Annotated in this window: 21 protein-coding genes; 8 read left to right on the top strand and 13 right to left on the bottom strand. The window is 71.1% G+C overall.

Annotated elements, in window-relative coordinates; all coding sequences use genetic code 11:
• The first annotated feature begins 41 nt into the window (after positions 1-41).
• Entirely contained in the window at positions 42-1,352 is a 1,311-nt protein-coding gene (locus ACGFIO_RS04125) for a GH1 family beta-glucosidase (protein WP_392821721.1), read from the top strand.
• Positions 1,353-1,721: 369 nt separating this feature from the next.
• Here ACGFIO_RS04125 and ACGFIO_RS04120 read toward each other — a convergent pair whose 3' ends face one another.
• The 6 genes from ACGFIO_RS04120 to ACGFIO_RS04095 all read right to left on the bottom strand — a co-directional run bounded on the left by ACGFIO_RS04120 (position 1,722) and on the right by ACGFIO_RS04095 (position 8,064).
• The gene (locus tag ACGFIO_RS04120) at positions 1,722-2,324 is read right to left on the bottom strand and encodes a hypothetical protein (protein ID WP_392821719.1); all 603 of its coding nucleotides are present in this window, start codon (positions 2,322-2,324) and stop codon (positions 1,722-1,724) included.
• Positions 2,321-3,049 carry a hypothetical protein gene (locus tag ACGFIO_RS04115; protein ID WP_392821716.1) on the bottom strand — a complete coding sequence of 243 codons (729 nt, stop codon included), beginning with the start codon at positions 3,047-3,049 and terminating at the stop codon, positions 2,321-2,323. The genes ACGFIO_RS04120 and ACGFIO_RS04115 overlap by 4 nt, the downstream gene beginning before the upstream one ends.
• A gap of 593 nt (positions 3,050-3,642) precedes the next feature.
• Positions 3,643-4,665, bottom strand: coding sequence for a zinc-binding dehydrogenase (locus tag ACGFIO_RS04110; protein WP_392821714.1), 1,023 nt, complete (start codon positions 4,663-4,665; stop codon positions 3,643-3,645).
• Positions 4,658-5,488 (bottom strand): patatin-like phospholipase family protein, encoded by an 831-nt coding sequence (locus ACGFIO_RS04105; protein WP_392821712.1) that lies wholly within the window; start codon positions 5,486-5,488, stop codon positions 4,658-4,660. The genes ACGFIO_RS04110 and ACGFIO_RS04105 overlap by 8 nt, the downstream gene beginning before the upstream one ends.
• A 150-nt stretch (positions 5,489-5,638) precedes the next feature.
• Positions 5,639-7,375, bottom strand: a complete 1,737-nt coding sequence (locus tag ACGFIO_RS04100) for a sensor histidine kinase (RefSeq protein ID WP_392821709.1) — start codon at positions 7,373-7,375, stop codon at positions 5,639-5,641.
• The gene (locus ACGFIO_RS04095; protein WP_392822585.1) at positions 7,372-8,064 is read right to left on the bottom strand and encodes a response regulator transcription factor; all 693 of its coding nucleotides are present in this window, start codon (positions 8,062-8,064) and stop codon (positions 7,372-7,374) included. Before ACGFIO_RS04095 ends, ACGFIO_RS04100 begins: the two co-directional genes overlap by 4 nt.
• 163 nt (positions 8,065-8,227) lie before the next feature.
• On the opposite strand from ACGFIO_RS04095, the gene asnB reads away from it, so the two are divergent.
• Entirely contained in the window at positions 8,228-10,126 is a 1,899-nt protein-coding gene (gene asnB, locus ACGFIO_RS04090) for an asparagine synthase (glutamine-hydrolyzing) (protein ID WP_392821706.1), read from the top strand.
• Between the two features lie 70 nt (positions 10,127-10,196).
• Positions 10,197-11,729, top strand: a complete 1,533-nt coding sequence (locus ACGFIO_RS04085) for a diguanylate cyclase (RefSeq protein ID WP_392821704.1) — start codon at positions 10,197-10,199, stop codon at positions 11,727-11,729.
• A gap of 57 nt (positions 11,730-11,786) precedes the next feature.
• Here the strand turns inward: ACGFIO_RS04085 and ACGFIO_RS04080 are convergent, their stop codons facing one another.
• From ACGFIO_RS04080 to ACGFIO_RS04065, 4 genes are all read right to left on the bottom strand, one after another.
• Positions 11,787-12,323, bottom strand: a complete 537-nt coding sequence (locus ACGFIO_RS04080) for a DUF305 domain-containing protein (RefSeq protein ID WP_392822583.1) — start codon at positions 12,321-12,323, stop codon at positions 11,787-11,789.
• Between the two features lie 35 nt (positions 12,324-12,358).
• A complete protein-coding gene (locus tag ACGFIO_RS04075) occupies positions 12,359-13,150 on the bottom strand; it encodes a lytic polysaccharide monooxygenase (RefSeq protein WP_392821702.1) in 792 nt (263 codons plus the stop codon).
• A 79-nt stretch (positions 13,151-13,229) separates the two neighbouring features.
• Entirely contained in the window at positions 13,230-14,501 is a 1,272-nt protein-coding gene (locus tag ACGFIO_RS04070) for a sensor histidine kinase (protein ID WP_392821700.1), read from the bottom strand.
• A gap of 31 nt (positions 14,502-14,532) precedes the next feature.
• Positions 14,533-15,219, bottom strand: coding sequence for a response regulator transcription factor (locus tag ACGFIO_RS04065; RefSeq protein WP_392821698.1), 687 nt, complete (start codon positions 15,217-15,219; stop codon positions 14,533-14,535).
• 36 nt (positions 15,220-15,255) lie between these two features.
• Between ACGFIO_RS04065 and ACGFIO_RS04060 the strand changes: the two genes are divergently transcribed.
• Positions 15,256-15,888 carry a DNA mismatch repair protein MutL gene (locus ACGFIO_RS04060; RefSeq protein ID WP_392821695.1) on the top strand — a complete coding sequence of 211 codons (633 nt, stop codon included), beginning with the start codon at positions 15,256-15,258 and terminating at the stop codon, positions 15,886-15,888.
• On the opposite strand, the gene ACGFIO_RS04055 is transcribed toward ACGFIO_RS04060, so the two are convergent.
• On the bottom strand, positions 15,885-16,244 hold the full coding sequence (locus ACGFIO_RS04055; RefSeq protein ID WP_392821692.1) for a VOC family protein: 360 nt from the start codon (positions 16,242-16,244) through the stop codon (positions 15,885-15,887). The two genes, ACGFIO_RS04060 and ACGFIO_RS04055, sit on opposite strands and share 4 nt — an antisense overlap.
• Before the next feature lie 63 nt (positions 16,245-16,307).
• Here ACGFIO_RS04055 and ACGFIO_RS04050 point away from each other — a divergent pair, with 63 nt between their 5' ends.
• Positions 16,308-17,243, top strand: coding sequence for a helix-turn-helix transcriptional regulator (locus ACGFIO_RS04050; RefSeq protein ID WP_392821689.1), 936 nt, complete (start codon positions 16,308-16,310; stop codon positions 17,241-17,243).
• 102 nt (positions 17,244-17,345) lie between these two features.
• Positions 17,346-18,059 (top strand): SDR family NAD(P)-dependent oxidoreductase, encoded by a 714-nt coding sequence (locus ACGFIO_RS04045; RefSeq protein WP_392821688.1) that lies wholly within the window; start codon positions 17,346-17,348, stop codon positions 18,057-18,059.
• Positions 18,060-18,169: 110 nt separating this feature from the next.
• On the opposite strand, the gene ACGFIO_RS04040 is transcribed toward ACGFIO_RS04045, so the two are convergent.
• Positions 18,170-20,395, bottom strand: a complete 2,226-nt coding sequence (locus ACGFIO_RS04040) for a putative bifunctional diguanylate cyclase/phosphodiesterase (protein ID WP_392821686.1) — start codon at positions 20,393-20,395, stop codon at positions 18,170-18,172.
• A 48-nt stretch (positions 20,396-20,443) separates the two neighbouring features.
• Positions 20,444-21,034, bottom strand: coding sequence for a GrpB family protein (locus ACGFIO_RS04035; RefSeq protein WP_392821684.1), 591 nt, complete (start codon positions 21,032-21,034; stop codon positions 20,444-20,446).
• Between the two features lie 246 nt (positions 21,035-21,280).
• On the opposite strand from ACGFIO_RS04035, the gene ACGFIO_RS04030 reads away from it, so the two are divergent.
• Positions 21,281-22,213 carry an ABC transporter ATP-binding protein gene (locus ACGFIO_RS04030; protein WP_392821682.1) on the top strand — a complete coding sequence of 311 codons (933 nt, stop codon included), beginning with the start codon at positions 21,281-21,283 and terminating at the stop codon, positions 22,211-22,213.
• Positions 22,210-22,968: an MlaE family ABC transporter permease gene (locus ACGFIO_RS04025; protein ID WP_392821679.1), complete on the top strand. Its 759-nt coding sequence runs from the start codon at positions 22,210-22,212 to the stop codon at positions 22,966-22,968. The genes ACGFIO_RS04030 and ACGFIO_RS04025 overlap by 4 nt, the downstream gene beginning before the upstream one ends.

Here is a 22,968-nt window from a genome sequence, read left to right as displayed (position 1 = left end):
TTCGACGGCCGTTGAGACGGTCCGTTGGTATCGTCGGCGGCGTGAATGCGCTGGCGGGGTTTCCGGACGGGTTCGAGATCGGCGTGTCGACGGCCGCCTATCAGATCGAGGGGGCGGTCGCCGAGGACGGCCGCGGCCCCTCGGTGTGGGACACGTTCGCGCACACGCCGGGGCGGGTGAAAAACGGTGACACCGGTGATGTGGCGTGCGATCACTATCACCGCTGGCCCGAGGACGTGGCTCTGATGGCCGACCTGGGGGTCGACGCGTACCGTTTCTCGATCGCCTGGCCGCGGGTCCAACCCACCGGAAGCGGTGCGCCGAACGCGGCGGGGCTCGACTTCTACGAGCGGTTGGTCGATGCGTTGCTGCAGCGTGGGATCGCCCCGCTGCCGACGCTGTTCCACTGGGACCTGCCCCAGGCGCTGGAGGACCAGGGCGGTTGGCTGAGCCGGTCGACGGCGGAGCGCTTCGCCGAGTACGCCGGGCTCGTCGCCGATCGGCTCGGCGACCGGGTGCACCGCTGGATCACACTCAACGAGCCGGTCGTTCACATGGCCGAGGGGTACGCGTGGGGTGGCGGCGCCCCAGGCAAATCGCTGATGTTCGGCGCGCTTCCGGTGGCACACCACCAGTTGCTCGGGCACGGGCTCGCGACGACCGTACTGCGCGAGCGCGGCGCCACCGAGGTGATGATCACCAACAACTGCAGCCCGGTTCTGCCGGCCACTGACGACGAGGCCGACGTGATGGCCGCGGCGGTCTACGACAGCTTCCACAACCGGCTCTTCAACGACCCGATCCTGCTCGGCACCTACCCCGAGATGCTCGGCGAGTTCCTCGGCGACCTGATTCGCGACGGCGACCTGGCGACCATCCACACGCCCCTGGACGCGCTCGGCATCAACTACTACAACCCGACCCGCATCGCGGCCGCGGCGGCCGACGCCGACCTGCCGTTCGACCCGCGTCCGATCGAGGGTGTGCCGACCACCGCTTTCGGCTGGCCGGTCGTGCCCGGTGGCCTGCGCGACCTGTTGGTCGGGCTGAAGGACACCTATGGCGACGCGCTGCCGCCGGTCTACATCACCGAGAATGGTTGCTCGACACCCGACGGCACCGACGACACGTTCCGCATCGACTACCTGCGCGGCCACCTCGATGCCCTGCGCGGCGCGATCGAGGCCGGGGTGGATGTGCGCGGCTACTACATCTGGTCGCTGATGGACAACTTCGAGTGGCGGGAGGGCTACAGCCAGCGCTTCGGCCTGGTGCGAATGGATTTCGAGACCCAGCAACGTACGCCGAAGGAGTCCTACCACTGGCTCCGATCCGCCTTGGCGGCGCGATAGAAGGCAGCGCTCGTGACATCGCGGACGGGGGGCGGGTGACGCGGGCACAGCCTGCGTTGTAGGGCGCGTGTGACAGGCACTGAGGATGCTCGGCGGCAAGAACGCGAGGCGAACAACGCGAAGGGGCGGGGTGAGCGCGGCGTGAGTGACAAGGCGTGGCGTGACATGGCGACACGAGCGACACGGCGGCGGGCCCGAGGGCAAAGAGCCTGAGAGCAGCGGGCCTGAGAACGGCCGGCGCGAGGACGACCGGCCCAAGAACAACCGGCCCAAGAACAACCGGCCCAAGAACGACCAGCCCAAGAACGACCAGCCCAAGAACGACGGGCGTGAGGGCGGCGCCGGTTGGGTTCCGGCGCCGCCCGACGGTCAGCCGAACGGGATGTGCGGCTCGCCTGATCCGCACTCGCCGCCCCAACGGTGGGAGGCGCCCCTGTTGGCGGCGTTCACGGTTACCTGGCCGCTGGGCTCCTCGAGCCACTGGCCGCGGTGGACGCAGAGGGTCACGCCGCCGGTTCGGGAGCGGCCGTTGTAGACGCGGACGTGGTCGCAGCCTCCGCATGGGCTGCCGTTGTTGGCCCAGCTCATGTCGTCGTCCTCGACCTCCTGGGGGTTGTCGGCGATGCCGTCGCCCCAGTTGTCGTCGTTGCCGGCGGTCTCCCACTTAGGGGTCATGTAGCCGCTGAGGTACCAGACGCAGAAGTGGGTGTAGCCGCAGTTCGGGTCGTAGTAGGAGTCGGCCAGGAGGCTCGCCCGCTTGCCCGACGGCGTGCTCGGATCGTGGGCGGCGGCCAGCTTCCCCGTGCGGGTGGCCGATGACGCGCCCGGCTCGTGGGCGGAGTCGGCCACCAAGCCCGCGCGGGTGGGCGGCGGCGCGCCCGGGTCGGCCAGTGCCGACTGGGGTGCGCCGATCAGGACGGCCGCGGCCACCACAAGCATGGCGAAGGCGGCGCGGATGGTTCGTGTGCTCATTTCCCCGTGTTCCCTTCGAGTTGACGGTTGATCAGTTGTGCGACGGTCAGCGCCCGTACCGACAGGCGCTGGTATTCCTCGATCACCTCCCTGTTCTCGATGTAGGCGCGGTCGGCTAGGGACCGCTCGACCTCGCCCGCGGTAGTGACCAGCCGGGCCCCGGACGCGCACCCGGCCTCGGCGGTGGCCGCGCGGATCTCGGCCGCTCCGGGCCCGCCGTGAGTGGCCGGAGGCACTAGTTCGCGCAAGTGCTGCGGGTCAGTGACCCGGTAGCCACGGCGGGACATGCATGCGGCCCAGGTGGCCAGCGCGGCCCGGTAACGCGGGTCCGCGGCCACCCCGGGGCCGGCGTCCAAGGCCAGGCGTTCGACCAGGGTGCGAGTGCGCAGCCAGGCGGCGAGGTCGCCGTAGAGCCGGCGCTGGGCGTCGGAGGTGCAACCGCGTCCGCTCTGGTGCAGCGCCGCGCCGTCGGGCAGCACGACCCTCACCGGGTCGGCGCGGTCGCCGTCGAGGGCCACGCCGTACGCCTCGCGGCGCTCGGCGCTCAGTCCGGCCAGGTAACGGCGGTTGGGGTCGCGCTCGCGGGTGGCGTCGACGGCTTCTTTCGCGTACGCGATGCCGAAGCCATGCCGCGCCGCGAAAAGCGCGTCGTCGTTGCCGTACGGAAAATCGCCGGGATCCGGCGCCGGCTCGACCACCGTGTAGGCGAAACCCTGCCGGCGCATGCATGCCGCGATCAACTTTTCCTCGGCCCGGTGCACCAGCGCCCGCTCCTCGGCGGAAAGCGCCCGCCGGCTGCGAGCGAGATCCGCGGTTGAGTGGCCGCCCGACGGAGAAGGGGCGCCGGCGGGAGGCGCAGCACTGGAAGGCGCGGCTCCGGATGGCGTCGAATTCGGTCGCGACGGTTCGCATCCCGCCACGACCGCCAATGCCACCAGCATGATCGCCGCCCACCGAATGATCCGCATCGGCCACCTCCCGTCGAGCCAACGCAACGATGGTGCGCGGCCGCCGGTGGTGGGCGGCGTGCCATTCGACGCAGGCCGAAAGGCTTGGCCGGGACGGGTGAAGGAGCGCGGGAAACGCACGCGGACAGAGCACGCGGAGGGAACAACGCACAGGGAGACAGGAGCCCGGAGGAGGAGACGCGAAGTAGGACTAAGAAGCGCAGGGGAACGGGGGCCCGGGGGAACCGGAGGGAGCAGGGAAACGAGAACGCAGGGGAACCGGGGACGCGGGGAGACGGGGGGCGGGGGGAACAGGAGCGCGGGAACGGGACCGAGGGGGAACGGGAGCGCGGATGGGGAAGAGCGGCGGCTCAGGCTTGCGGGTGGACGACCACCTTGAGGCCGGCGCGGGCCACCGCAACGGACAGGGCCTCGTCGATGCCGGTCAGGGGAAACGCGGCGGTGACCAGCGTGGACAGGTCGAGGCGCCCGCTGGTGGCGAGGGCGATCGTTCGGGGGTAGACCTCGCCCATCCGGCGGGACATGACCAAGGTCAGACCCTTGCGGCGGGCCACCGACGCCGGGAACGAGGTGCGGTCGCCGTCGGGGATGCCGACGATGACGACGCGGGCGCCGGGGCGGGCCAGGTGCAGCGAGGCGTCGATGGAGGTGTCGTTGCCGCCTACCTCGAAGACGACGTCGGCGGCGCTTCGGTCCGGCTCGGTGACCGGCTCGGCGCCGAACTTGACAGCCGCGTCGAGTCGGTGGGGCAGCGGGTCGGCGGCCAGGACCCGGGTGGCGCCGGCCAGGCGGGCCAGCTGCACCAGGAACAGGCCGATCGGGCCGCAGCCGACCACGCCGACCGTGCTCGCCACCCTCAGGTGACCGAGGTCGAGCGCGTGCACGGCCACGCCGAGCGGTTCGAGCAGGGCGCCCTCGTCGTCGGAGAGGGAGTCGGGCAGCGGCACCAGGCGGTCGGTCGGCCAGGCCATCTGCCGGCGCAGGCCGCCGTCGCAGGTGCCGTGGCCGGCGAAGACCACGTCAGGACAGAGGTTGACGTCGCCGCGGGCGCATTGGGGGCAGGATTCGCAGGGTACGGCCGGGTCGATCGCCACCCGCGTACCGTCCGAGGGGCCGCCCCGGATCACGCCGGCCATCTCGTGGCCCAGCACCAGGGGGCGGGCGAGCGTGGCGTCGCCGATCGACCCCTCGGTGAACCAGTGCAGGTCCGACCCGCACAGGCCCACCGACGTCACCTCGACCAGCGACTCCCCCGCGCCTGGCACCGGAGCGTCCTCATCCTGGACCCGGACGTCCCGGGCACCGAACAACCGTGCCGCGACGGAACGGCCGGAGGTGGGAGACGAGGGGGTGGTGGGCGAGGCGTCAGGCATGGGGATCTCCTGGTCGGGTGCGTTCCCATTCGCGGCGTACGGCGGCGGTGCTGGTCAGGGCGGTCAGCAGGGGCAGGGCGTGTTCGGCGGCGGCGCGGCCGGCCTGTTCGAACTCGGTGATGCGGGACAGTTCCCAGAAGGCGTAGCCGTCCACCTGGGGAGAGAGCACCAGGTCGGCCTCCTCGGACAGCCGGCTCGTGCCGCCGGGCTGCAGGGCGCTGACCGCCACCATCACATGGACCAGGGTGGTCGGCGGGCGGCGGGGAAGCGGCCCGGACACGTCGACCGCGACCACGATGTCGGCGCCCAGGTCGCGGGCCAGCCGGGCCGGGACCATGTCGACCAGGCCGCCGTCGACGAGCATCCGGTCGTCCCGCATCACCGGCGGGAAGACGCCGGGGATGGCCGCGCTGGCCAGCACCGCCGTGGACACGGGGCCGTCGCGCATGACGACCCGGGCGCCGGTGGTCAGGTCGCAGGCCACGGCGGCGAAGGGGCGAATCAGTTGGTCGAAGTCACGGCCGTCGAGCAACTCGTCGAGGAACGCGGCCAGGTGCCGGGTGTCGAAGAGGGCCTTGCGGGTGCGGGCGGGGCGGACCAGTCTGGCCCAGCGCAGGGAGTGGGCGTGGGCGCTGATCTCGGCGGCGGTCGCGCCGGCCGCGTACAGGGCTCCAACCAAAGCGCCGGCGCTGGTCCCGGTGAGGATGGCCGGTTCCAGGCCGGCCTTTTCCAGCACCTCGAGGACGCCGATGTGGGCGGTTCCGCGGACGGCGCCGCCGCCCAGGGCGAGCCCGATCCGGATCGGCTCGGCTGAGGTGGTCACCAGGCCACCGTGTCACGAACCGCCCGTCTGATCCACCCGAAACAAGGTAGGGACGGCCGGACGGGACGCCCGCGCAAGCTGGAGACGGCCGGAACGCGCGGCAACGCGAGGTGGAGAAGGAGAAGGCGGGAGCGGCGGGGCAGGGCGGCGTCAGGAGCCGCCGCCCCAGGGGTCGAGGGGCAGGCGGACGGTGAAGGTGCTGCCGGAGCCGGGCACGCTGGTCACGGCGATGCGGCCGTTGTGGTCGGTGACGATGCGGTGGGCGATGGTCAGGCCGAGACCGCTGCCGCCGGTGGCGCGCTGGCGGGCGGGGTCGGCCCGCCAGAAGCGGTCGAACACCCGCGGGAGGTCGTCGGGGGTGATGCCGACGCCGGTGTCCTCGACGATCAGGACCGCCTCGAACTTGTCGGGGCGGACCCGCAGGGTCACCTGGCCGTCCCGGTCGGTGTAGCGGATGGCGTTGCTGAGCAGGTTGCCGATGACCTGGCGGATCCGTTCGGGGTCGGCCCGGACGTACGTCTCCGCGGAGGCGACGACCTCCAGCTCCACACCCGCCTCGGCCGCGGCCGCCCGATGCGCGGTGGCCGCGTTCGTGGCCAGGTCGGCCAGGTCGAACGACCCCTTCGAGTAGGTCAGGTCACCGGCCTCGGCCAGGGCGAGTTCCTGCAGGTCGTCGAGGATGCGCCGCTGGAGCAGGGTCTCCTCGTGCAGGGACACGAACAGGGCGCGGCTGGGGTCGACAACACCGTCGGATAGGGCTTCCAGGTAGCCGCGGAGGTTCGACAGCGGCGTACGCATCTCGTGCGCGATGTCGGCGATCAGCCGCCGCTGACGTTCCTCGCTGCTCTGCACCGCCTCGGCCATCGCGTTGAACGACGCCGACAGCAGCGCCAGCTCGCCCCGCCCCTTGATCGGCACCCGGACGTCGAGTTTGCCGTCGGCCAGGCGCAGCGACGCCTCGGTGAGCAGCCAGACGGGACGGGTGACGCGGCGGGCGATCAGGGCGGTGCCGGCCAGCGCGATCAGGATCAGCCCGGCCACACCGATCAGCGCCGGGCGGCCCAGGTCGGTGAACGAGCTGTTGTCGCGGAAGCCGAGGTAGAGCCGCAACGGCACGGCCGAGAACTCGGCGACGCCGCGCAGGTAGGCCTGTTGCAGGCAGCTCTCGACCCGCTCGGTGCCGAACCGGCTGCTGACGCAGGGCACCAGCGTGCCACGCAACTCGGCGACCCAGGACGTGTCGGCGGTGACCTGGTGGGCCGCGGCCGTGACACAGGCCGGGAAGCCGTTGATCTGCTTAGCGGTCAGGTAGGGCGCGTGGTCCAGGTCGAGGGCGGGCCGGGCGGGGCTGTGGTCGGCGATGCACCGGACCGCGATCAGGGCGGCCCGATACTGCGCGGCCTGCAGCAGGGCCCGCGCGGCGGGGTCGGCCGGTGCGGGACGGGCGGATCCGGCGGCGGCGAACAGGTCGGTGGGCAGGGTCGGCGGCGCGCCGACCCGGGTGACCTGCGGATTGCTGGCGCTGGGGGTCCACTCCAGGGTGGGCTGCGGGTCGATGGTCAGGGCGCTGCCGCGCAGCACGCTGGCCGGGGCGCCCTCGGTGGTGTCCGAGTCGGTGAGCACCGTGCCGTCCGCGGTCCGCAGCTGGATGTGCAGTCCGGTCGAGCCGGCCAGCTCGGCGACGACCTGGTCGACGCCGGGCCATCGGCCGTTGCGCAGCCCGTAGTCGCGTACCCGCTGGACGATCGTGGCCTGATGGGTCGCCTCCGCCTGCTGGGAGCGGGCCACCTCGCGGCTGGTCAGGCTGAGCGTCAGCCAGGCGGTGGCCACGATGGCCGAGATCGCCACGAGCACCACCAGCGCGAAGACGCGCAGGCGGAAACTCACTGCTCGGCCATCCGGTAGCCGCGGCCGTACACGGTCTGCACGTACTTGGGCTCGGCCGGGTTCGCCTCGATCTTGCGGCGGAGGTTGACCACGTGGGCGTCGACAGTGCGCTCGGACACGTCGTGCTCGAAGCCGAACGTCTTGTCGATGATCTGGCCGCGGGTGAAGACCCGGCCGGGTTCGCGGGCCAGCAGTTCGAGGATGCCGAACTCCTTGGCGGTCAGCGCGACCGGCTCGCCGGACACCCGTACCTCGAAGCGGCCGGTGTCCACCTCGAGGTCGCCGACCCGGACGATCGACGACTGCTCCTCGCCGGCCCGTACGCGCCGCAGCAGGGCGCGGACCCGGGCGGTCAGCTCGCGCGGGCTGACCGGCTTGGCCAGGTAGTCGTCGGCGCCGATGTCCAGCCCCAGGAGCATGTCGTTCTCCGAGGAGCGGGCGGTGACCAGCAGGATCGCGACGTTGGACTCGGCCCGCAGGATGCGGCACACGTCCAGGCCGTCGACCAGCGGCATCATCACGTCCAGCACGATCAGGTCGGGCCGCCGGGACCGGGCCACATCCAGCGCCGCCCGGCCATCACCCACGGTCATGACCTGGTGCCCTTCCCGCTCCAGGTAGAGGCGGATGAGCTGAGCGTGCTTGGGATCGTCGTCAGCCACCAGGACACGTGCCGTCACGGGCAGGATTGTCGCTCACCAGCGCAAACGACACCAGAAATATGGGATTCCGGTGAAGAAGGCACCGGGTTCCGATGAGGCCACAGGTTCTTCACAAGAACGACCGTACGGTTCGCCACGCATCTCGCCGCTACCGACAGGAGTGACGCCCATGTGTGGCCTCAGTGTCTTCGTGAGCAGCCGCCCCGGCGCCGGCCCGCCCGACCCGGCGACCGCCGCAGCTTTCACCGCCGCGTGCGAGACCATGCACCACCGGGGCCCGGACGACACCCAGGTCGAGTTGGCCGACGGGCGCGCGTTCGGCTTCAAGCGGCTGGCGATCGTCGACCGCGAGGAGAGCGTGCAGCCAGTGCACTACGGCGACCGCTGGACCGTGTTGTTCAACGGCGAGATCTACAACTACCGGACGCTGCGGGCCGAGCTGATCCGGGTGCACGGCGCCGAGTTCAGGACCGAGGGTGACAGCGAGGTGCTGGCGGCGGCATTCCACCACTGGGGTGTGGCGGCCATCCCCCGGCTGCGCGGGATGTTCGCCTTCGTCGCCTACGACACCTGGACCGGCACCGTTCACGCCGCCCGCGACCCGTTCGGGATCAAGCCGCTGTACGTGCTGGAGACGACCGACGGCCTGCACCTGGCCAGCGAGCGCAAGGCCCTGGCGCCGTTCGCCGGGGACGCGGGCGCGGCCCTGGACACCGAGGCGCTGGCGCACTACCTGACCTTCCAGTTCGTGCCCGAGCCGAGCACCCTGCACCGGCACGTCAAGCGGCTCGAACCGGGGCACCGGATGACCTGGACGGCGGCGGGTGGGCAGCGGATCGAGCGCTACTTTCAGCCGTCGCTGCGGCCGCTGAACATGGAGCCGCGGGCGGCCTACCACGCGATCCAGGACGCGCTGCGCGACAGTGTGCGCAAGCATCTGCACGCCGATGTGCCGGTCGGGGCGTTCCTGTCCAGCGGGGTGGATTCGTCGGCGGTGGTGGCGCTGGCCCACGAGGTGAAGCCGGACATCCACGTGTTCACGGCCGGGTTCGCCGACGAGGGCTACTCGGAGATCGAGATCGCCGCGGACACGGCCGCTCAGCTGGGCGTACGCATGACCCCGACGGTCGTCACCGAGGACGACGTGTTGCGTGAGTTGCCACGTATCGTGCACCTGCTGGACGATCCGGTGGCCGATCCGTCCCTCGTACCCCTCTATTTCCTGGCCCAGACCGCCTCGCGGCACGTGACGGTGGTGCTGTCGGGCGAGGGGTCGGACGAGTTGTTCGGTGGCTACACGATCTATCGGGAGCCGGCCTCGCTGTCGGGCATCGAGAAGCTCCCGGATCGGATGAAGAAGGGCCTGCGTACGCTCTCGCACGCGATGCCCGAGGGCATGAAGGGCCGCAGTTTCCTGGACCGGGGCACCACCCCGATCGAGGAGCGCTACTACGGCAACGCGCGCATCTTCCCGCCGGCCGAGAAGCCGGCCCTGATGCGTTTCACCGCGCCGCCGCACACCACGGTGACCGCGCATCTGTACGCGGAGACCGCCGACGTCGACGACGTGGCCTCGATGCAGTACGTGGACCTGCACACCTGGCTGCCCGGCAACATCCTGGCCAAGGCCGACCGGATGTCGATGGCGCACTCGCTCGAGCTGCGCGTGCCGTTCCTGGACCAGGCCGTCTACGCCGCCGCGGCCGGGCTGCCGACCGAGCTCAAGCTGCCGCCGCACAGCAAGGAGACCAAGCACGCCCTGCGCGAGGCGATGCGCGGAATCGTCCCCGAGTCGGTCCGGGACCGCCGCAAGCTGGGCTTCCCGACCCCGACCAGGCTGTGGCTGAAGGGCCGCATCGGCGACTGGGTGAGCTGGTTGTTCGCCACGTCACAGGCCGGCTATCTGCTCGACCTGAACTACGCGCAGCAGCTGCTCACCGCGCATCGGGCCGGCGAGGCCGATCACTCGCGCAAGGTCTGGACGGTCGCGATGTTCTGCCTGTGGCATGCCATCTTCATCGAGCGGACGATCAGCCCCACACCTTTACCGGCCAACCACGTCCCCACGCCGGCCCCGGCGGGGATCTGAGACTGGAGCGGCACCCGAGACACCCGAAACACTCAGGTCAGCAGCATCCGCGCCGATTACCCGGTCTGTGGTGGCTGTGGTCGAGATCGGCGTGAGCGAGGCGCTGGACCATGCCCAGGAGCGGCTGGACTGGTTCGACACCTCGACCGCCCTGGCTGTGGCTGGGCGGGTCGTTGAGGAGGCACGGGCGGGTGTGCATCCCGAGCCCGTGCTGGCCCGCGCCCTCACCATCGTGGCCTGGGCCCATCGCGGGCAGGACGAACATCCGGAGAGCATGAAGGCCGCGCTCGAGGCCATCGAGATCTGGCAGCGCATCGGTGACCAGGCCGGCGAGGCGATCGCCCGGTGTGCCGCGGCACGGGTGCTGGTCGCCGTCGGGCAGGGTGACGAGGCGATCGCCGAGGCCGACCTGGCCCTGGTCACCGCCGACGGGGCCGGTGACCGGGCCGCGCGGATCAAGGCGCGGACCACGCTGGGCGCCGTCTGCGTGCACATCGCCCAGTACGAGCTCTGCGTCGAGCACTGCCTGCGCGGGCTCGACCTGGCCCGCGGCCACGCCGACGACCTGGCCGTGGGCGCGCTGCTCGACACCATGGCCTGCGGGCACATCGGGCTGGCCGAGCACGCGCGGGCGGCCGGGGACGAGGAGACGGCGCAGGCCGAGCTCAAGCGGGGCAGCGAGCTGTCGAGCGAGGCGATGATGATGGCCCGCAAGAACGGCCATCGGCGGTACGAGGCGGTGGCCGTGGCCAACCTCGGGGAGGCGGTCGCGCTGGCCGGGCGGCCGGACGAGGCCCTCGAACTGATGGAGACGTTCTACCTGGATCCCGTACGCGACTCACGGGCCGTGGTGACCCACCACCTGGACAGCCGCGGCTGCATCTACCTCGAGCTGGGCCGCTACGACGAGGCGATCGCCGTGTTCAGCGAGGCGATCGAACTGGCCGAGGGCGAGACCGCCGCCATGATCACGCACGATCACCTGGCCCACGCGTACGAGAAGGCCGGTGACCTGCGCCAGGCGCTGGACCACTTCAAGCAGTGGCGGGGGCTGTTTGAGCGGATCGCCTCGGAGGCCGCCCAGCGCAACGCCAGCGTGGCCGCCGTCCGGTTCGAGACGGCCCAGCTGCGCCGGGAGAGCCGGCACGACTCGCTGACCGGGCTGCCCAACCGTCGTGCCCTGGACGAACTGCTGGCCGTGTGGGCCGGCGACCGGGCCGTGCTGCTGGTCGACGTCGACCGGTTCAAGCAGGTCAACGACACGTTCTCGCACCTGGTGGGCGACGAGGTGCTGCGCCGGCTGGGGATGCTGCTGGGCATCGCCTGCCGGGCGTCGGACACCGCCGCGCGGTACGGCGGCGAGGAGTTCGCGGTGGTGCTGGACCAGATGGAGGCCGACGGCGCGATGGACGCGGCCGAGCGGTTGCGCGCGGCGGTCGAGACCTACGACTGGGGTACGGTCGCCGACGGGCTCGCGATCACGATCAGCGTCGGGGTGGCCCACGCGGCGAAGGTCCCCGACGTACCCGCGCTCATCGCTCTGGCCGACCGCAATCTGTATTGCGCCAAGAAGAGCGGCCGCAACCGGGTCTGCATGCACTGACGGAGCGGGCTCGTCCTTGGGGATGGGAAGGACGAGCCCGCTCCGCCGGCCGCTGGTTCAGCTGTTGAGCATGGTCAGGAGCTGACGGATCTGATCGGTACGCGACTGCCGTACCCGTTCCGCGAAGGCCTTGGTCTCTTCGTTGGCGCCGCCGGTGCGCTCCATGTTGGCCATCTCCACCGCGTTGTGCTGGTGGGCGACGAACAGGTTGATGAAGGTGCTCTCGAACTCGCTGCCCTGGGCCTGGCGCAGCGCCTTCATCTCCTCGGGCCCGATGGCCGGCAGCCCGCCGTGGTCGGCGTGCGCGCTCGGGGCGTGGTCGACCGTGGCCGGCCTGGACCAGCTGGTCAGCCACTCCTTCATCATGGTGACCTCGTCGGCCTGGGTGACGTCGACCGCCTTGACCAGGGTGGCCAGTTCCGGCTTGGTCGCCCGGCCCTCGGCGATCCGGACCATCTCCAGGCCCTGCTCGTGATGGGCGACCATCATCTGCAGGTACATGACGTCGGTGTCGTTGTACTTGTCGCCGGCCTGGACGGCCGCGGTCACTCTGGTGTTCCCGTCGTCCGCCTTGTCGGTGCCGCAGCCGGCCAGCGCGAGGGCGGCGAGAAGGATCAGCGCCCGGATCCTCACAGCGGCAGCCACAGCGCGAGCGTGTAGATCGACGGCTCCCAGCTGCTCAGCGAGGTGTGACCCTGGCGGCACTGGTACGTCTGGCCCTTGAAGGTGACCTTGTCCCCGGTCTTGTAGGTGACGTTGGCGGCCCAGTCCCCCTTCTTGACCGGAGGCTGCGCGGGCTTGGTCGTCTCCTGCGCGGGCGGCTTGGTCGTCTCCTGCGCGGGAGGCTTGGTGGCCGGAGGCTTTGTCGCAGGCGGCGGTGAGGACGGGGTGGAAGGAGCCGTCCCCCCGCCGCCTCCGACGTTCAGGTCGACACAGCTGTAGAACGCGTTCGCCGTGTCGCCGATGTTCCACACCGCCAGCACCGTCTGGCGCCCGGGGAAGGCGCTGACGTCGACCGTGTGGTTGACCACCGCGTCCGGCTGCGCGTTGCCGCCGTCCACAGTGGCGATCTTCTTGCCCCCGATGAAGTACTCCCAGTTGCTGGTGCGGTGCCGGGCGGTCATCACCCAGGTGAAGGTGACCTTGCCGGACACGGATTTGGCCGGCCACCGGCGGCCGTTGTCGTTCAGCACCGAGAACTGGCCCAGCCCTCCGTCGCAGCTCTTCAGGCCTTTGCCGCCCTCGACGCTCTGCGGCTCGAACTGGATCTGTCCACAGTCGGCGACCGCGCCGGTGGCACACAGCGCCTGCCGGCTCGGCGGGGACGAGACGTAGCCGTGCGCGAGGGCGGGCGACGCGACCACGATGGTCGAGGCGGCGGCCCCGAGTGCCACCAACGGATACGTGAGCGCTCTGCGCATCGCTGTCTTCTCCCGACGTTCGTCCCGTGACCGACGGGGAAGAACGTACGAGCGCCTCCCATAAAGGAGCCTTAAAGGCTCATGAATTGCCCAACAGCATCGCCACCCGGGCGCCGCCGAGTGGACTTCGCCCGATGGCCAGCCGTCCCCCGGTCTGCTCGGCCACCCGGCGCACGATGTCCAGGCCCAGGCCGCTCGACCCGGCCCCGCTGACGCCACGCTGCACCGCCTCGGCCGGGTTGGCGATGCCGGGCCCGGCGTCGTCCAGGTAGACGCCGCCGGGCGACACGCTCAGCCGGAAGGCGGTGCCCTCCGGGGTGTGCGCGAAGACGTTGCCCAGCATCGCGTCCACGGCCAGGATCAGCTCGCTGCGGGCCACCGGCACCCAGACCGGCCGTTCGCCGCCGCGTACGTCGTACCGCCGCCCCTGGTCCTCGGCCAGCGCGGACCAGAACGCGAGCCGGTCGGCCAGCACCTCGACCAGGTCGGTGTGCTCGGCCCGCATCCGCGCGCCGGTACCCTTGCGAGCGGTCGAGATGATCTGTTCCAGTTCCTCGTCGAGCATGTCGCAGGCCTGCCGCATCCGGTCGGCGACCGGGCCTGGTGGCATCGAGTCGGCGTCCAGGCGCAACGCGGTCAGCGGTGTACGCAGCCGATGCGACAGGTCGGCGGCCAGCTCCCGCTCGTTGTCGAGCAGGCGTTTCAGGTCGGCCGCCATCGAGTTGAAGGCGAGCGCCGCGTCCTGGAACTCCGGCGGGCCGGCCGGTTCCAGCCGCACCGACAGGTCACCGGCGCCGAGCTTGCGGCTGGACTCGGACAGCTGCCGGGTGACGCGCACCAGCCGCCCGCCGAGCCGGTCGAACAGCAGCAGCGACCCGGCCACCAGCACGACCGCGAGACCGGTCAGCGCCAGCCAGGCCGGCCAGACCCCCCGGGTCATCTCGGCGTCCGGCACGTACACCTCGATCACCACCGCGCGCCCATCGCTGAGCACGCTCGGCTGCAGGTAGGCGACCCCACCGACGGCCTGGGCGGTGATCGGGCGGCGGGCATCGCCGGCCAGGGAGACGTCGGCCGCGGCGACGTGGGTGGTCCCGATCGGCGACAGACCGGGCAGGTGTACGGCAAGCCGCCCGGCGCTGCCGGCCGGGGTGCTGGCCACGGCGACCGACAGCAGACCCGGATCGGCCTGTACGGCCAGCGCCGCGACCATGGCCGACGCCTGCTGGCGGGCCTCGCCGATGGCCCGGTCGTGCGCGATCTGCCGGGTCGCCACGATCAGCGGCACCAGGAAGGCCAGCGCCACCATTCCGGTGATGGCCAGCGCCAGCCAGTTGAGCGCCCGTCTCACCTGGGCTCCATCGTCAGGCCGGCCCCGCGCTTCATTTCGGCTCCATCATCATCACGCCGACGCCGCGTACCGTGTGCAGGTAGCGCGGAGCCGCCGCCGTCTCGCCCAGCTTGCGCCGCAGCCAAGAGATGTGGACGTCGATCGTCTGCTCCTCACCGACCCGGGCCTGATCCCACACCTCGGCCAGCAGCTCCCGGCGGCTGACGACCGCACCGACCCGCTCGGCCAGATAGGTCAGCACGTCGAACTCGCGCCGGGTCAGCTGCAGCGGATTGCCGTCGAGGGTGGCCTGACGCTGCCGCGGGTTGATCTCCAGCCCACCGACCGTAATCACGCTGGGTGTGACCTCGGGCGCGGTGCGTGCCCGGCGCAGCACGGCCGAGATGCGGGCCAGGATGTGCCCGGCCGAGAACGGCTTGGTCACATAGTCGTCGGCGCCGGCCTCCAGCAGGGTGATGATGTTCTGCTCGGAGCGGCGCGCGGTCGCGACGATGACCGGCACGGACGAGATCTGCCGCATCATCCGCAACGCGTCGGCGCCGTCGATGTCCGGCAGCCCGAGATCGAGAATGACCAGATCAGGCTGGTCCTCGGTGAGGATCTTCAACGCCGCGCCGGCCTGCCCGACCGGCCGCACGACATGCCCGGCATCACCGAGAGCCCGCACGAGCGCGGCCGTGATGTACCGGTCGTCCTCGACCAGCAGGATCAGCGCCATGGCTAGACACCTTAAGGCGCGTGCGATCATTGCCGCGTGCGTAGTCCCCGGACGTGGTTCCCGCTGCTCGGCTGGCTGGCCGCGACCTTGACCAGCATCGTGCTGGCCTCGGTGGCCATGTTGCCGGTGCTGCGGACGGCCACGGGGGACGACGGCGGGCTGATCTCGGCCGACCAGTTGCGCCGCTCGGGCGACCGTGCCCCGTTGCCGCTCCCCTCCGTACCCTCCGCGTCGCCGTCTTCTCCGGCGCCGGCCACGACCACTCCCCCGGCCCGCGCGACCCCGGACGAGCGGGCCGACGACGGCGCGAAGCCCGACTCGACGCCGACGACCACCCCGCCCACCTCGAAGCCGCCCAAGCCGCCGGCGACCAAGCCGACCAGCCCGTCACGGGTGGTCGACGGCTGGACGGTGACCACCGACGGCGGCGGCGTGGACACCTACACGCAGGCGTTCCGGGTCGACGGCGGGCAGGCCGTGGTGCGCATCCGGAGCGGCAAGGTGCAGCTGGTCAGCGCCACGCCGAACAACGGCTTCGAGGTGGCGGTGGTGCAGGACCGGCCGGAGGACCTGGCGGTCTATTTCAACGAGACCAATCACAGCTTCATCGTCCACGCGGTCTGGAACGTGGACCGGCCGAACGTGCGGATCGACGAGATCGGCAGCTAGCTCAGGCCGAACTTCGCCTTGGCCACCTCGGTGACCGGGGTGAAGAAGTTGACCACGTTGCCGTCGGGGTCGGGGGTCAGCAGCGAGCGGTTGCCCCACGGCATGGTGTTCGGCCGGCCCGGCAGTTCGAGTGCGTCCACGTCGTCGACCAGGAACTCGATGATGGCGCTGCGGTTGGCGGCCGGCGTGATGCCCGGGGCGGTGCGGGCGCTGCCGATGGCCAGCGTGCCCCGGGCGGTGTTCAGTTCGGCGAAGTCCTCGGTGAACCAGTGCGCGGTGAGGCCGGTGGCCTTCTCGTAGAAGCCGACCAGGCGGTTGACGTCGTCGGTGATGAGGCGGATCGAAACAAGGTTCATGACGCGTACGCTAAAAGAAATACTGGACAGATTCGGCCCAGTATTCCATGTAAGTTTTCGTCCATGGCCCGCCCGACCGCGCAGGTGCTCACCTTGCTGGAGCTGCTCCAGTCGGGCGGCATCCGGACGATGACCGAGCTCGCCGACCGCCTCGGCGTCGACCCGCGTACCGTCCGCCGCTACATCGACCACCTGATCGACCTGGACGTCCCGGTCGAGTCGGTCCGCGGCCGCCACGGCGGGTACAGACTCGCCGGCGGCTACCGGCTGCCCCCGCTCATGCTCGGTGACGACGAGGCGGTGGCCGTGCTCCTCGGCCTGATCGCCGGCCGCCGGACCGGTTTGACCACCGCGACGGGTACGGCCGGGGAGACCGCCACCGCCAAGATCCGCCGCGTCCTTCCCCAGCGGCTCGCGTCCCGCCTCGACGCCTTGCTCGAGTCGATCGCCTTCACCGCGCCGGCGGATGAGCTCCCGGCCCCCGAGACCGGTGTGCTGCTGACGATCGCCGACGCGGTCAGGAACCACCGGCCGGTGGCGATCCGCTACGCCGCCCGCGATCGCACGGTCCACCCGTTCGGTCTGGTCGCCCACTCCGGCAAGTGGTACGTCGTGACCGCCGACCGCACCTTCCGCCTCGACCGGATCGAGGACGCCCGCACCCGGCCCGGTTCGTTCACCCCGCCGCCGGGCGTGGACCCGGCCCAGCTCCTGGTCGACTCGCTGGCCTCGGCCCCGTACCGGCACGAGGTGACCGTGCGCGTCCAGGGCAGCGTCGAGCAGATCCGCTCCCGCCTGCCTGCCAGTGTCGCGATCATCCACAAGGGAGACCCGTGGCACCGCGTCGAGATCCGGGCCGAGCGCCTCGACTGGATCCCGCCGGTGCTGGCCGCGCTCGACCTGCCGTTCGCCATCGAGCGCCCGGCCGAGCTCCGCGACCTGGTCCGATCCCTGGCCGCCCGCCTGACCGAGTCGGCCGGCCGTACGCTCCTGCCCTGACCCACAGAGTGGGTTGCACAACCCAGAACTGTCGGCTACAAATTGGGGTCGCTAACCCAGAACGGAGTCGAAGTGTCACAACTCGAGGGAAAGACGGCTTTGGTGACCGGTGCCACGGCCGGGATCGGCCGGGCCGTCGCGACCCGCCTCGCCGGCCACGGCGCCCAGATCGTGGTGCACGGCCGCGACGAGCGCCGCGGCACCGACCTGGTGTCCGCGATCGCCGCGCAGGGCGGCCAGGCCCGCTTCGTCGCCGCCGACCTGGCCTCGGCCCCCGACGTCGAACGCCTGGCCGCCGAGGCCGGCGAGATCGACATCCTGGTCAACAACGCCGGTGTGTACGACCTGACGCCCACCCCCGCCACCAGCGCGGACAGCGTCGACCGCCACTTGGCCGTCAACACCCGGGCACCGTTCCAGCTGGTCGCGGCTCTGGCCCCCGGCATGGTGACCCGCGGCCACGGCACCATCGTCAACATCAGCTCGACCGCCAGCAGCATGGTCGCCCCGATCGGCGCCGCCTACGGCGCTTCCAAGGCGGCCTTGGAGACGTTGACCCGCTACTGGGCCACCGAGTTCGGCGCCGCCGGCATCCGCGTCAACAGCGTCGCGTCCGGCCCGGTCCGCACCCCCGGCACCGAGCCGATGTTCTCCGCCTTCCCCGAGGCGATGGACCGCTCCACGGCCCGCGGCCGGATCGGTGTCCCCGAGGAAATCGCCGACGTCGTCCTGTTCCTGGTCGAGGACCGCAGCAGCTACGTCAACGGCGCCGTCGTCAGCGTGCACGGCGGCGAGCGCAGCATGCTACCCAGCTGACCACCGCCGCCGCCGTCAGCCCGCCCCGTCGCGAGCCGAGCCTGCCGGCCAGCTGACCACGGGCGGCGGCGCCACCAACCGGCGATGGCGGCCGTTCTGCGGGAGTGCGGCTACGACGGGGTGGTCGGGCTGGAGGCGTGGGCCGGGGAGGTCGCGCCGGAACGGTTCCGGAGGGTGTTCAGCACCTCGCCGGCGGGCCGGGGCGGGGAGTAGAGGAAGCCCTGGCCGGTGTGACAGCCCAAGTTCAGCAGTTCGGCCGCCTGGGCCGGCGTCTCGATGCCCTCGGCGATGGTGTTCAGGTGCAGCACCTGGGCCAGCCGGATCACCGCCGAGGCGATCGCCGAACCCGTGGCGGTGCCGTCGAGTTCGGCCACGAAACTGCGGTCGATCTTGAGGATGTCGACGGGCAGCCGGGTCAGGTAGTGCAGCGAGGAGTATCCGGTGCCGAAGTCGTCGACGGCGATCCGGATGCCGTGGTCGCGCAGCTCGGTGAGCACCCCGACGGCCGACTCGTCCACGATGGCCGACTCGGTGATCTCCAGGACCAGCCGGGACGGTTCCAGGCCGGTACGGCGGATCACCGACAAGACGTCGTGGACCAGGGATTTCCTCTGCAGCTGGCGGGGTGAGAGGTTGACCGACACGTACGCCTGGTGCGGGGCCAGCTCCTCGCAGGCGCGGGCCAGCACCCAGAGGCCGATGTCGTAGATCAGCCCGGTGCGCTCGGCGGCGGGGATGAAGTCGACCGGCGGGACCATGCCGCGGGCCGGGTGGTTCCAGCGGATCAGCGCCTCGACGCCGGCGTAGGCACCGGTCGGCAGGGACACGATCGGCTGGTAGAAGACGACCAGCTCGCCCCGGCCGGCGGCACCGGCCAGTTCGTCGGCCAGCGCCGCGTCGAGGGCGCGGCGGTCGACCATGGACGGGTCGTGCCGCGTCCAGGTGTGCGTGCCGGCCCGTTTGGCCGCGTACATCGCCAGGTCGGCCCGGCGCAGCAGATCCTTGGCGGCGTCGCCGGGGCGGCTGTCGGTCAGGCCGATGCTGGCGTGGATGACCACCTGGTCGTCGGCCAGCCGGACGGGGTTGGCGGCGGCCACCCCGAGGATGCGCTGGGCCACCAGTTCGGGGGCGCGGGCGTCCAGGAGCAGCACCGCGAACTCGTCGCCGCCGATCCGGGCGCAGGTGTCGCCGGCCCGCACCGACGAGCGCAGATGGTGGCCGAACTCGGTGAGCACGGTGTCGCCGGCCGCGTGCCCGTACGCGTCGTTGATCAGTTTGAAGTCGTCCAGGTCGATCAGCAGCAGCGCGACGGTTCCGTCGCGCCGGAGTGCCGCCGCGATCGCCTCCTCCAGGCCGGTGCGGTTGGCCAGGCCGGTCAGCGGGTCGGCGACGACCAGCGCCTGGGTCGACCGCAGTGAGGCGGTCATGTGCACCATCACCGCCGCGACCATCACGAACAGGCAGATGACCAGGCCGCCCCACGGGTACATGGCGTCCTCACGGATCGCCACCGCGATCATCGTCCCCGCGCCGGCGAGCAGCGACACCAGCACCAGCCGCTGGGACCAGGCCGGCCGCACGTTGTGCCGGGCCAGGTCGCGGCCGCGGATGGTCAGCGCGATCGGGGCCAGCGTGATCAGCAGGCTGCCGCTGACCATGGCCAGGCCGAGCAGCCAGACCGCGGCCGGGTCGATGCCGCCGCGCACGTCGAAACCGTTCCACACGATGTCGGTGACCAGGATCAGCGCCAGGCCGGAGACCATCCCGGTGGCCGGATGGAGCAGGTGGCGGACGGAGCCGCCGAGCAGCAGCGCGCAGACGGCGGTGAGCAGGAGCAGATCACCCACCACGTACGCGAGGATCCGCGCCAGTTCCGGCGCCGGGGCGCCGCTGCCGAACGCCGGGCCGAGCACGAAGTACCAGGCCGGCATGGCGCCCGCGGCCACCACCATGAGGATCTCGGCGATGTACGGCGCCCGGCCCCGCCCGCGGATCTCGGTCAGCCGGGACGTGAAGGTGGCCGCCGCGAGCAGGGCGAACATCCCCGACCGCAGCCCGATGCCGAGCCAGTAGCCCACGGCGGCGCCCTGCTGCACGTACCAGAGGAGGTTGACGAACGCCGCCACCGCGCTGACCCGGCCCAGGCCGATCAGGCGCCAGGCCCACGGGTACGGGCTGTGCCGGGCCGCGCGGAAGCTGCACACCGCGCCGATCACGTCGAGCAGCAGCAGCGACGTGAACAGGACGGGCCGGCGCAGGTCGGCGTCGATCAGCGCGGCCAGCTGGGTGGTGACGACCAGACAGACCAGTACGATCGCCGGACGCCACTTGACCACCACGTCCTACCTATCGGCCGTTCCCGTCCCGCTACTGAGTGCGACCCGTCACGACGCGAAGACGCGGTCGAAGATCTGGTCGATGACCTCGTTCTTGGCCAGGGTGTAGTCGCCCGGGCGCTCGGCCGTCTCGTGCGACACGCGCCGCTTGGTCTCGGCGTACCGGTCGCGGTCTTCCGGATGGGTGCGCAGCCAGTCCCGGAAGAGCCGATGCCGGACCGCCTCGGGCGAGTCCGGTGGCCACACGTGCAGATGCAGGTCCTCGACGTCGTCGATCAGCATCCGATGGCCGTACCACCACGGTTCCCGCAGCAGCAGGCGGAACCCGGCCGCCTCCAGCGGGGGCAGGTAGCGCGACTCGTCGCCGGTGTCCGCGACCAGCACGTCGATGTCGATGATCGGCTTGGCCGGCAGTCCCGGCACCGAGGTCGACCCGACGTGCTCGATTCCCAGCACCTGCTCGCCCAGCGCGCCCACGATCACCGCCCGGAACTCCTCGAACCGCCGCGGCCACGCCGGGTCGTACTCCTCGATGACGATCGGCCGCACTCCGCGCGGCCACTCCCCGACCAGCCCGTCCCCGACCAGTTCGGGATCGCCGTTGAAACGCTCGCGCACCTCGCGCGGATACTCGGTCACTCGCGGCCTCCTTCAGGAACAAAGTCGCTCAGCGTACGACAACCGATGCGCGTATACGCCAGGACGGGGGCCCGACCCGCACAGCGGGGCGGCCGGCGGCGGGGAGGTGATCAAGCAGGTCAGGGTACATGTGCAGGTCACAGCTGGACAGCGAACTGCAATGTGGACATGCGGCCGGGCTACACGCGTGTTATATCTCTGCAACCGGTTGTTCGCCGGGCGTGGAGGTGCTCGGTGGGTGTGGCGGTGACCGTCGAAGGGCTGACCAAGAGGTTCGGCCGGCAGACGATCTGGGAGGACGTCACCCTCACGCTGCCCGCGGGCGAGATATCGGTCCTGCTCGGACCGTCGGGGACCGGTAAGTCGGTGTTCCTCAAGACGCTGGTGGGGCTGCTGCGGCCGGACCGCGGGTCGATCTGGATCGAAGATCAGGATCTGCCAAAGCTCAAAGACCGTGATTTGTACGCCGTACGACGGCTTTTTGGCGTCTTGTTCCAGGACGGCGCGCTGTTCGGGTCGATGAACATCTTCGACAACGTGGCGTTCCCGCTGCGGGAGCACACGCGCAAGTCCGAGTCCGAGGTGCGGGCCATCGTCGGCGAGAAGCTGGAGATGGTCGGGCTGACCGGCGCCGAGGACAAGCTGCCGGGTGAGATCTCCGGTGGCATGCGCAAGCGGGCGGGGCTGGCCCGGGCGCTGGTCCTCGACCCGGAGATCATCCTGTTCGACGAGCCGGATTCGGGGCTGGATCCGGTGCGTACGGCGTACCTCAATCAGTTGATCATCGATTTGAACCAGTCGACGGGGGCCACCTTCCTGATCGTGACCCACGACATCAACACCGCGCGGACCGTGCCGGACAACATCGGCCTGCTCTACCGGCAGCATCTGGCCATGTTCGGGCCGCGCGAGATGCTGCTGTCGAGCAACGAGCCGGCGGTACGCCAGTTCCTGAACGCCCAGCGGGTCGGGCCGATCGGGATGTCCGAGGAGAAGGACGAGGCCGACCTGGCCGCCGAGCGGGAGTCGGGTGAGGAACTCGGGCCGCTGCCGCCGATCCCGATGCAGCTGCAACCGTCCAACCGGGAGCCGCGGAAGGCCGAGCGGCCACCCGGTCAGTGGTGCCGGGAGAACGACGTGGAGGCGCCGGCCGGGTCGTTCGCGGGAGCGAAGCCATGAACGTGTTGGAGAGCACCGGCCAGTTCGCCGCCTTCATCGGGCAGACGGTGAAGGCGCTGCCGCGGCGGCCGTTCCAGGTGCGGGAGCTGATCCAGCAGGCGTGGTTCATCAGCTCGGTGTCGATCCTGCCGGCCGCGCTGGTGTCGATCCCGTTCGGCGCGGTGATCGCCCTGCAGCTCGGTTCGCTGGTCCGGCAGCTCGGCGCCCAGTCGTTCACCGGGGCGGCGTCGGTGCTGGCCGTGGTCCGGGAGTCCGGGCCGATCGTGACCGCCCTGATCATCGCCGGTGCGGGCGGGTCGGCGATCTGCGCGGACCTGGGCGCCCGGAAGATCCGGGAAGAGATCGACGCGATGCGGGTGCTGGGCATCGACCCGGTGCAGCGGCTGGTGGTGCCCCGGGTGATCGCCTCGATGCTTGTCGCGGTGCTGCTGAACGGGCTGGTCAGCGTGGTCGGGGTGGCCGGCGGGTACGTGTTCAACGTGCTCGTGCAAGGCGGGACGACGGGCGCGTACATCGCCAGCTTCCAGGCCCTGGGCCAGTTACCGGACCTGGTCGCGGGCGAGCTCAAGGCGCTGGTCTTCGGGGCGGCGGCGGCGCTGGTGGCGTCGTACAAGGGACTGAACGCGGGCGGCGGGCCGAAGGGGGTCGGCGACGCGGTCAACCAGAGCGTGGTGATCACGTTCATGCTGCTGTTCGCCCTGAACTTCCTGATCACGGCGATCTACTTCCAGGTCGTACCCCAGAAGGGCACCTGA

Origin of the sequence: Actinoplanes sp. NPDC049265 (genome assembly GCF_043197135.1) — a bacterium.
In the GTDB taxonomy this organism is placed as follows: domain Bacteria; phylum Actinomycetota; class Actinomycetes; order Mycobacteriales; family Micromonosporaceae; genus Actinoplanes.
This window is presented reverse-complemented; position numbering and strand designations above follow the sequence as displayed.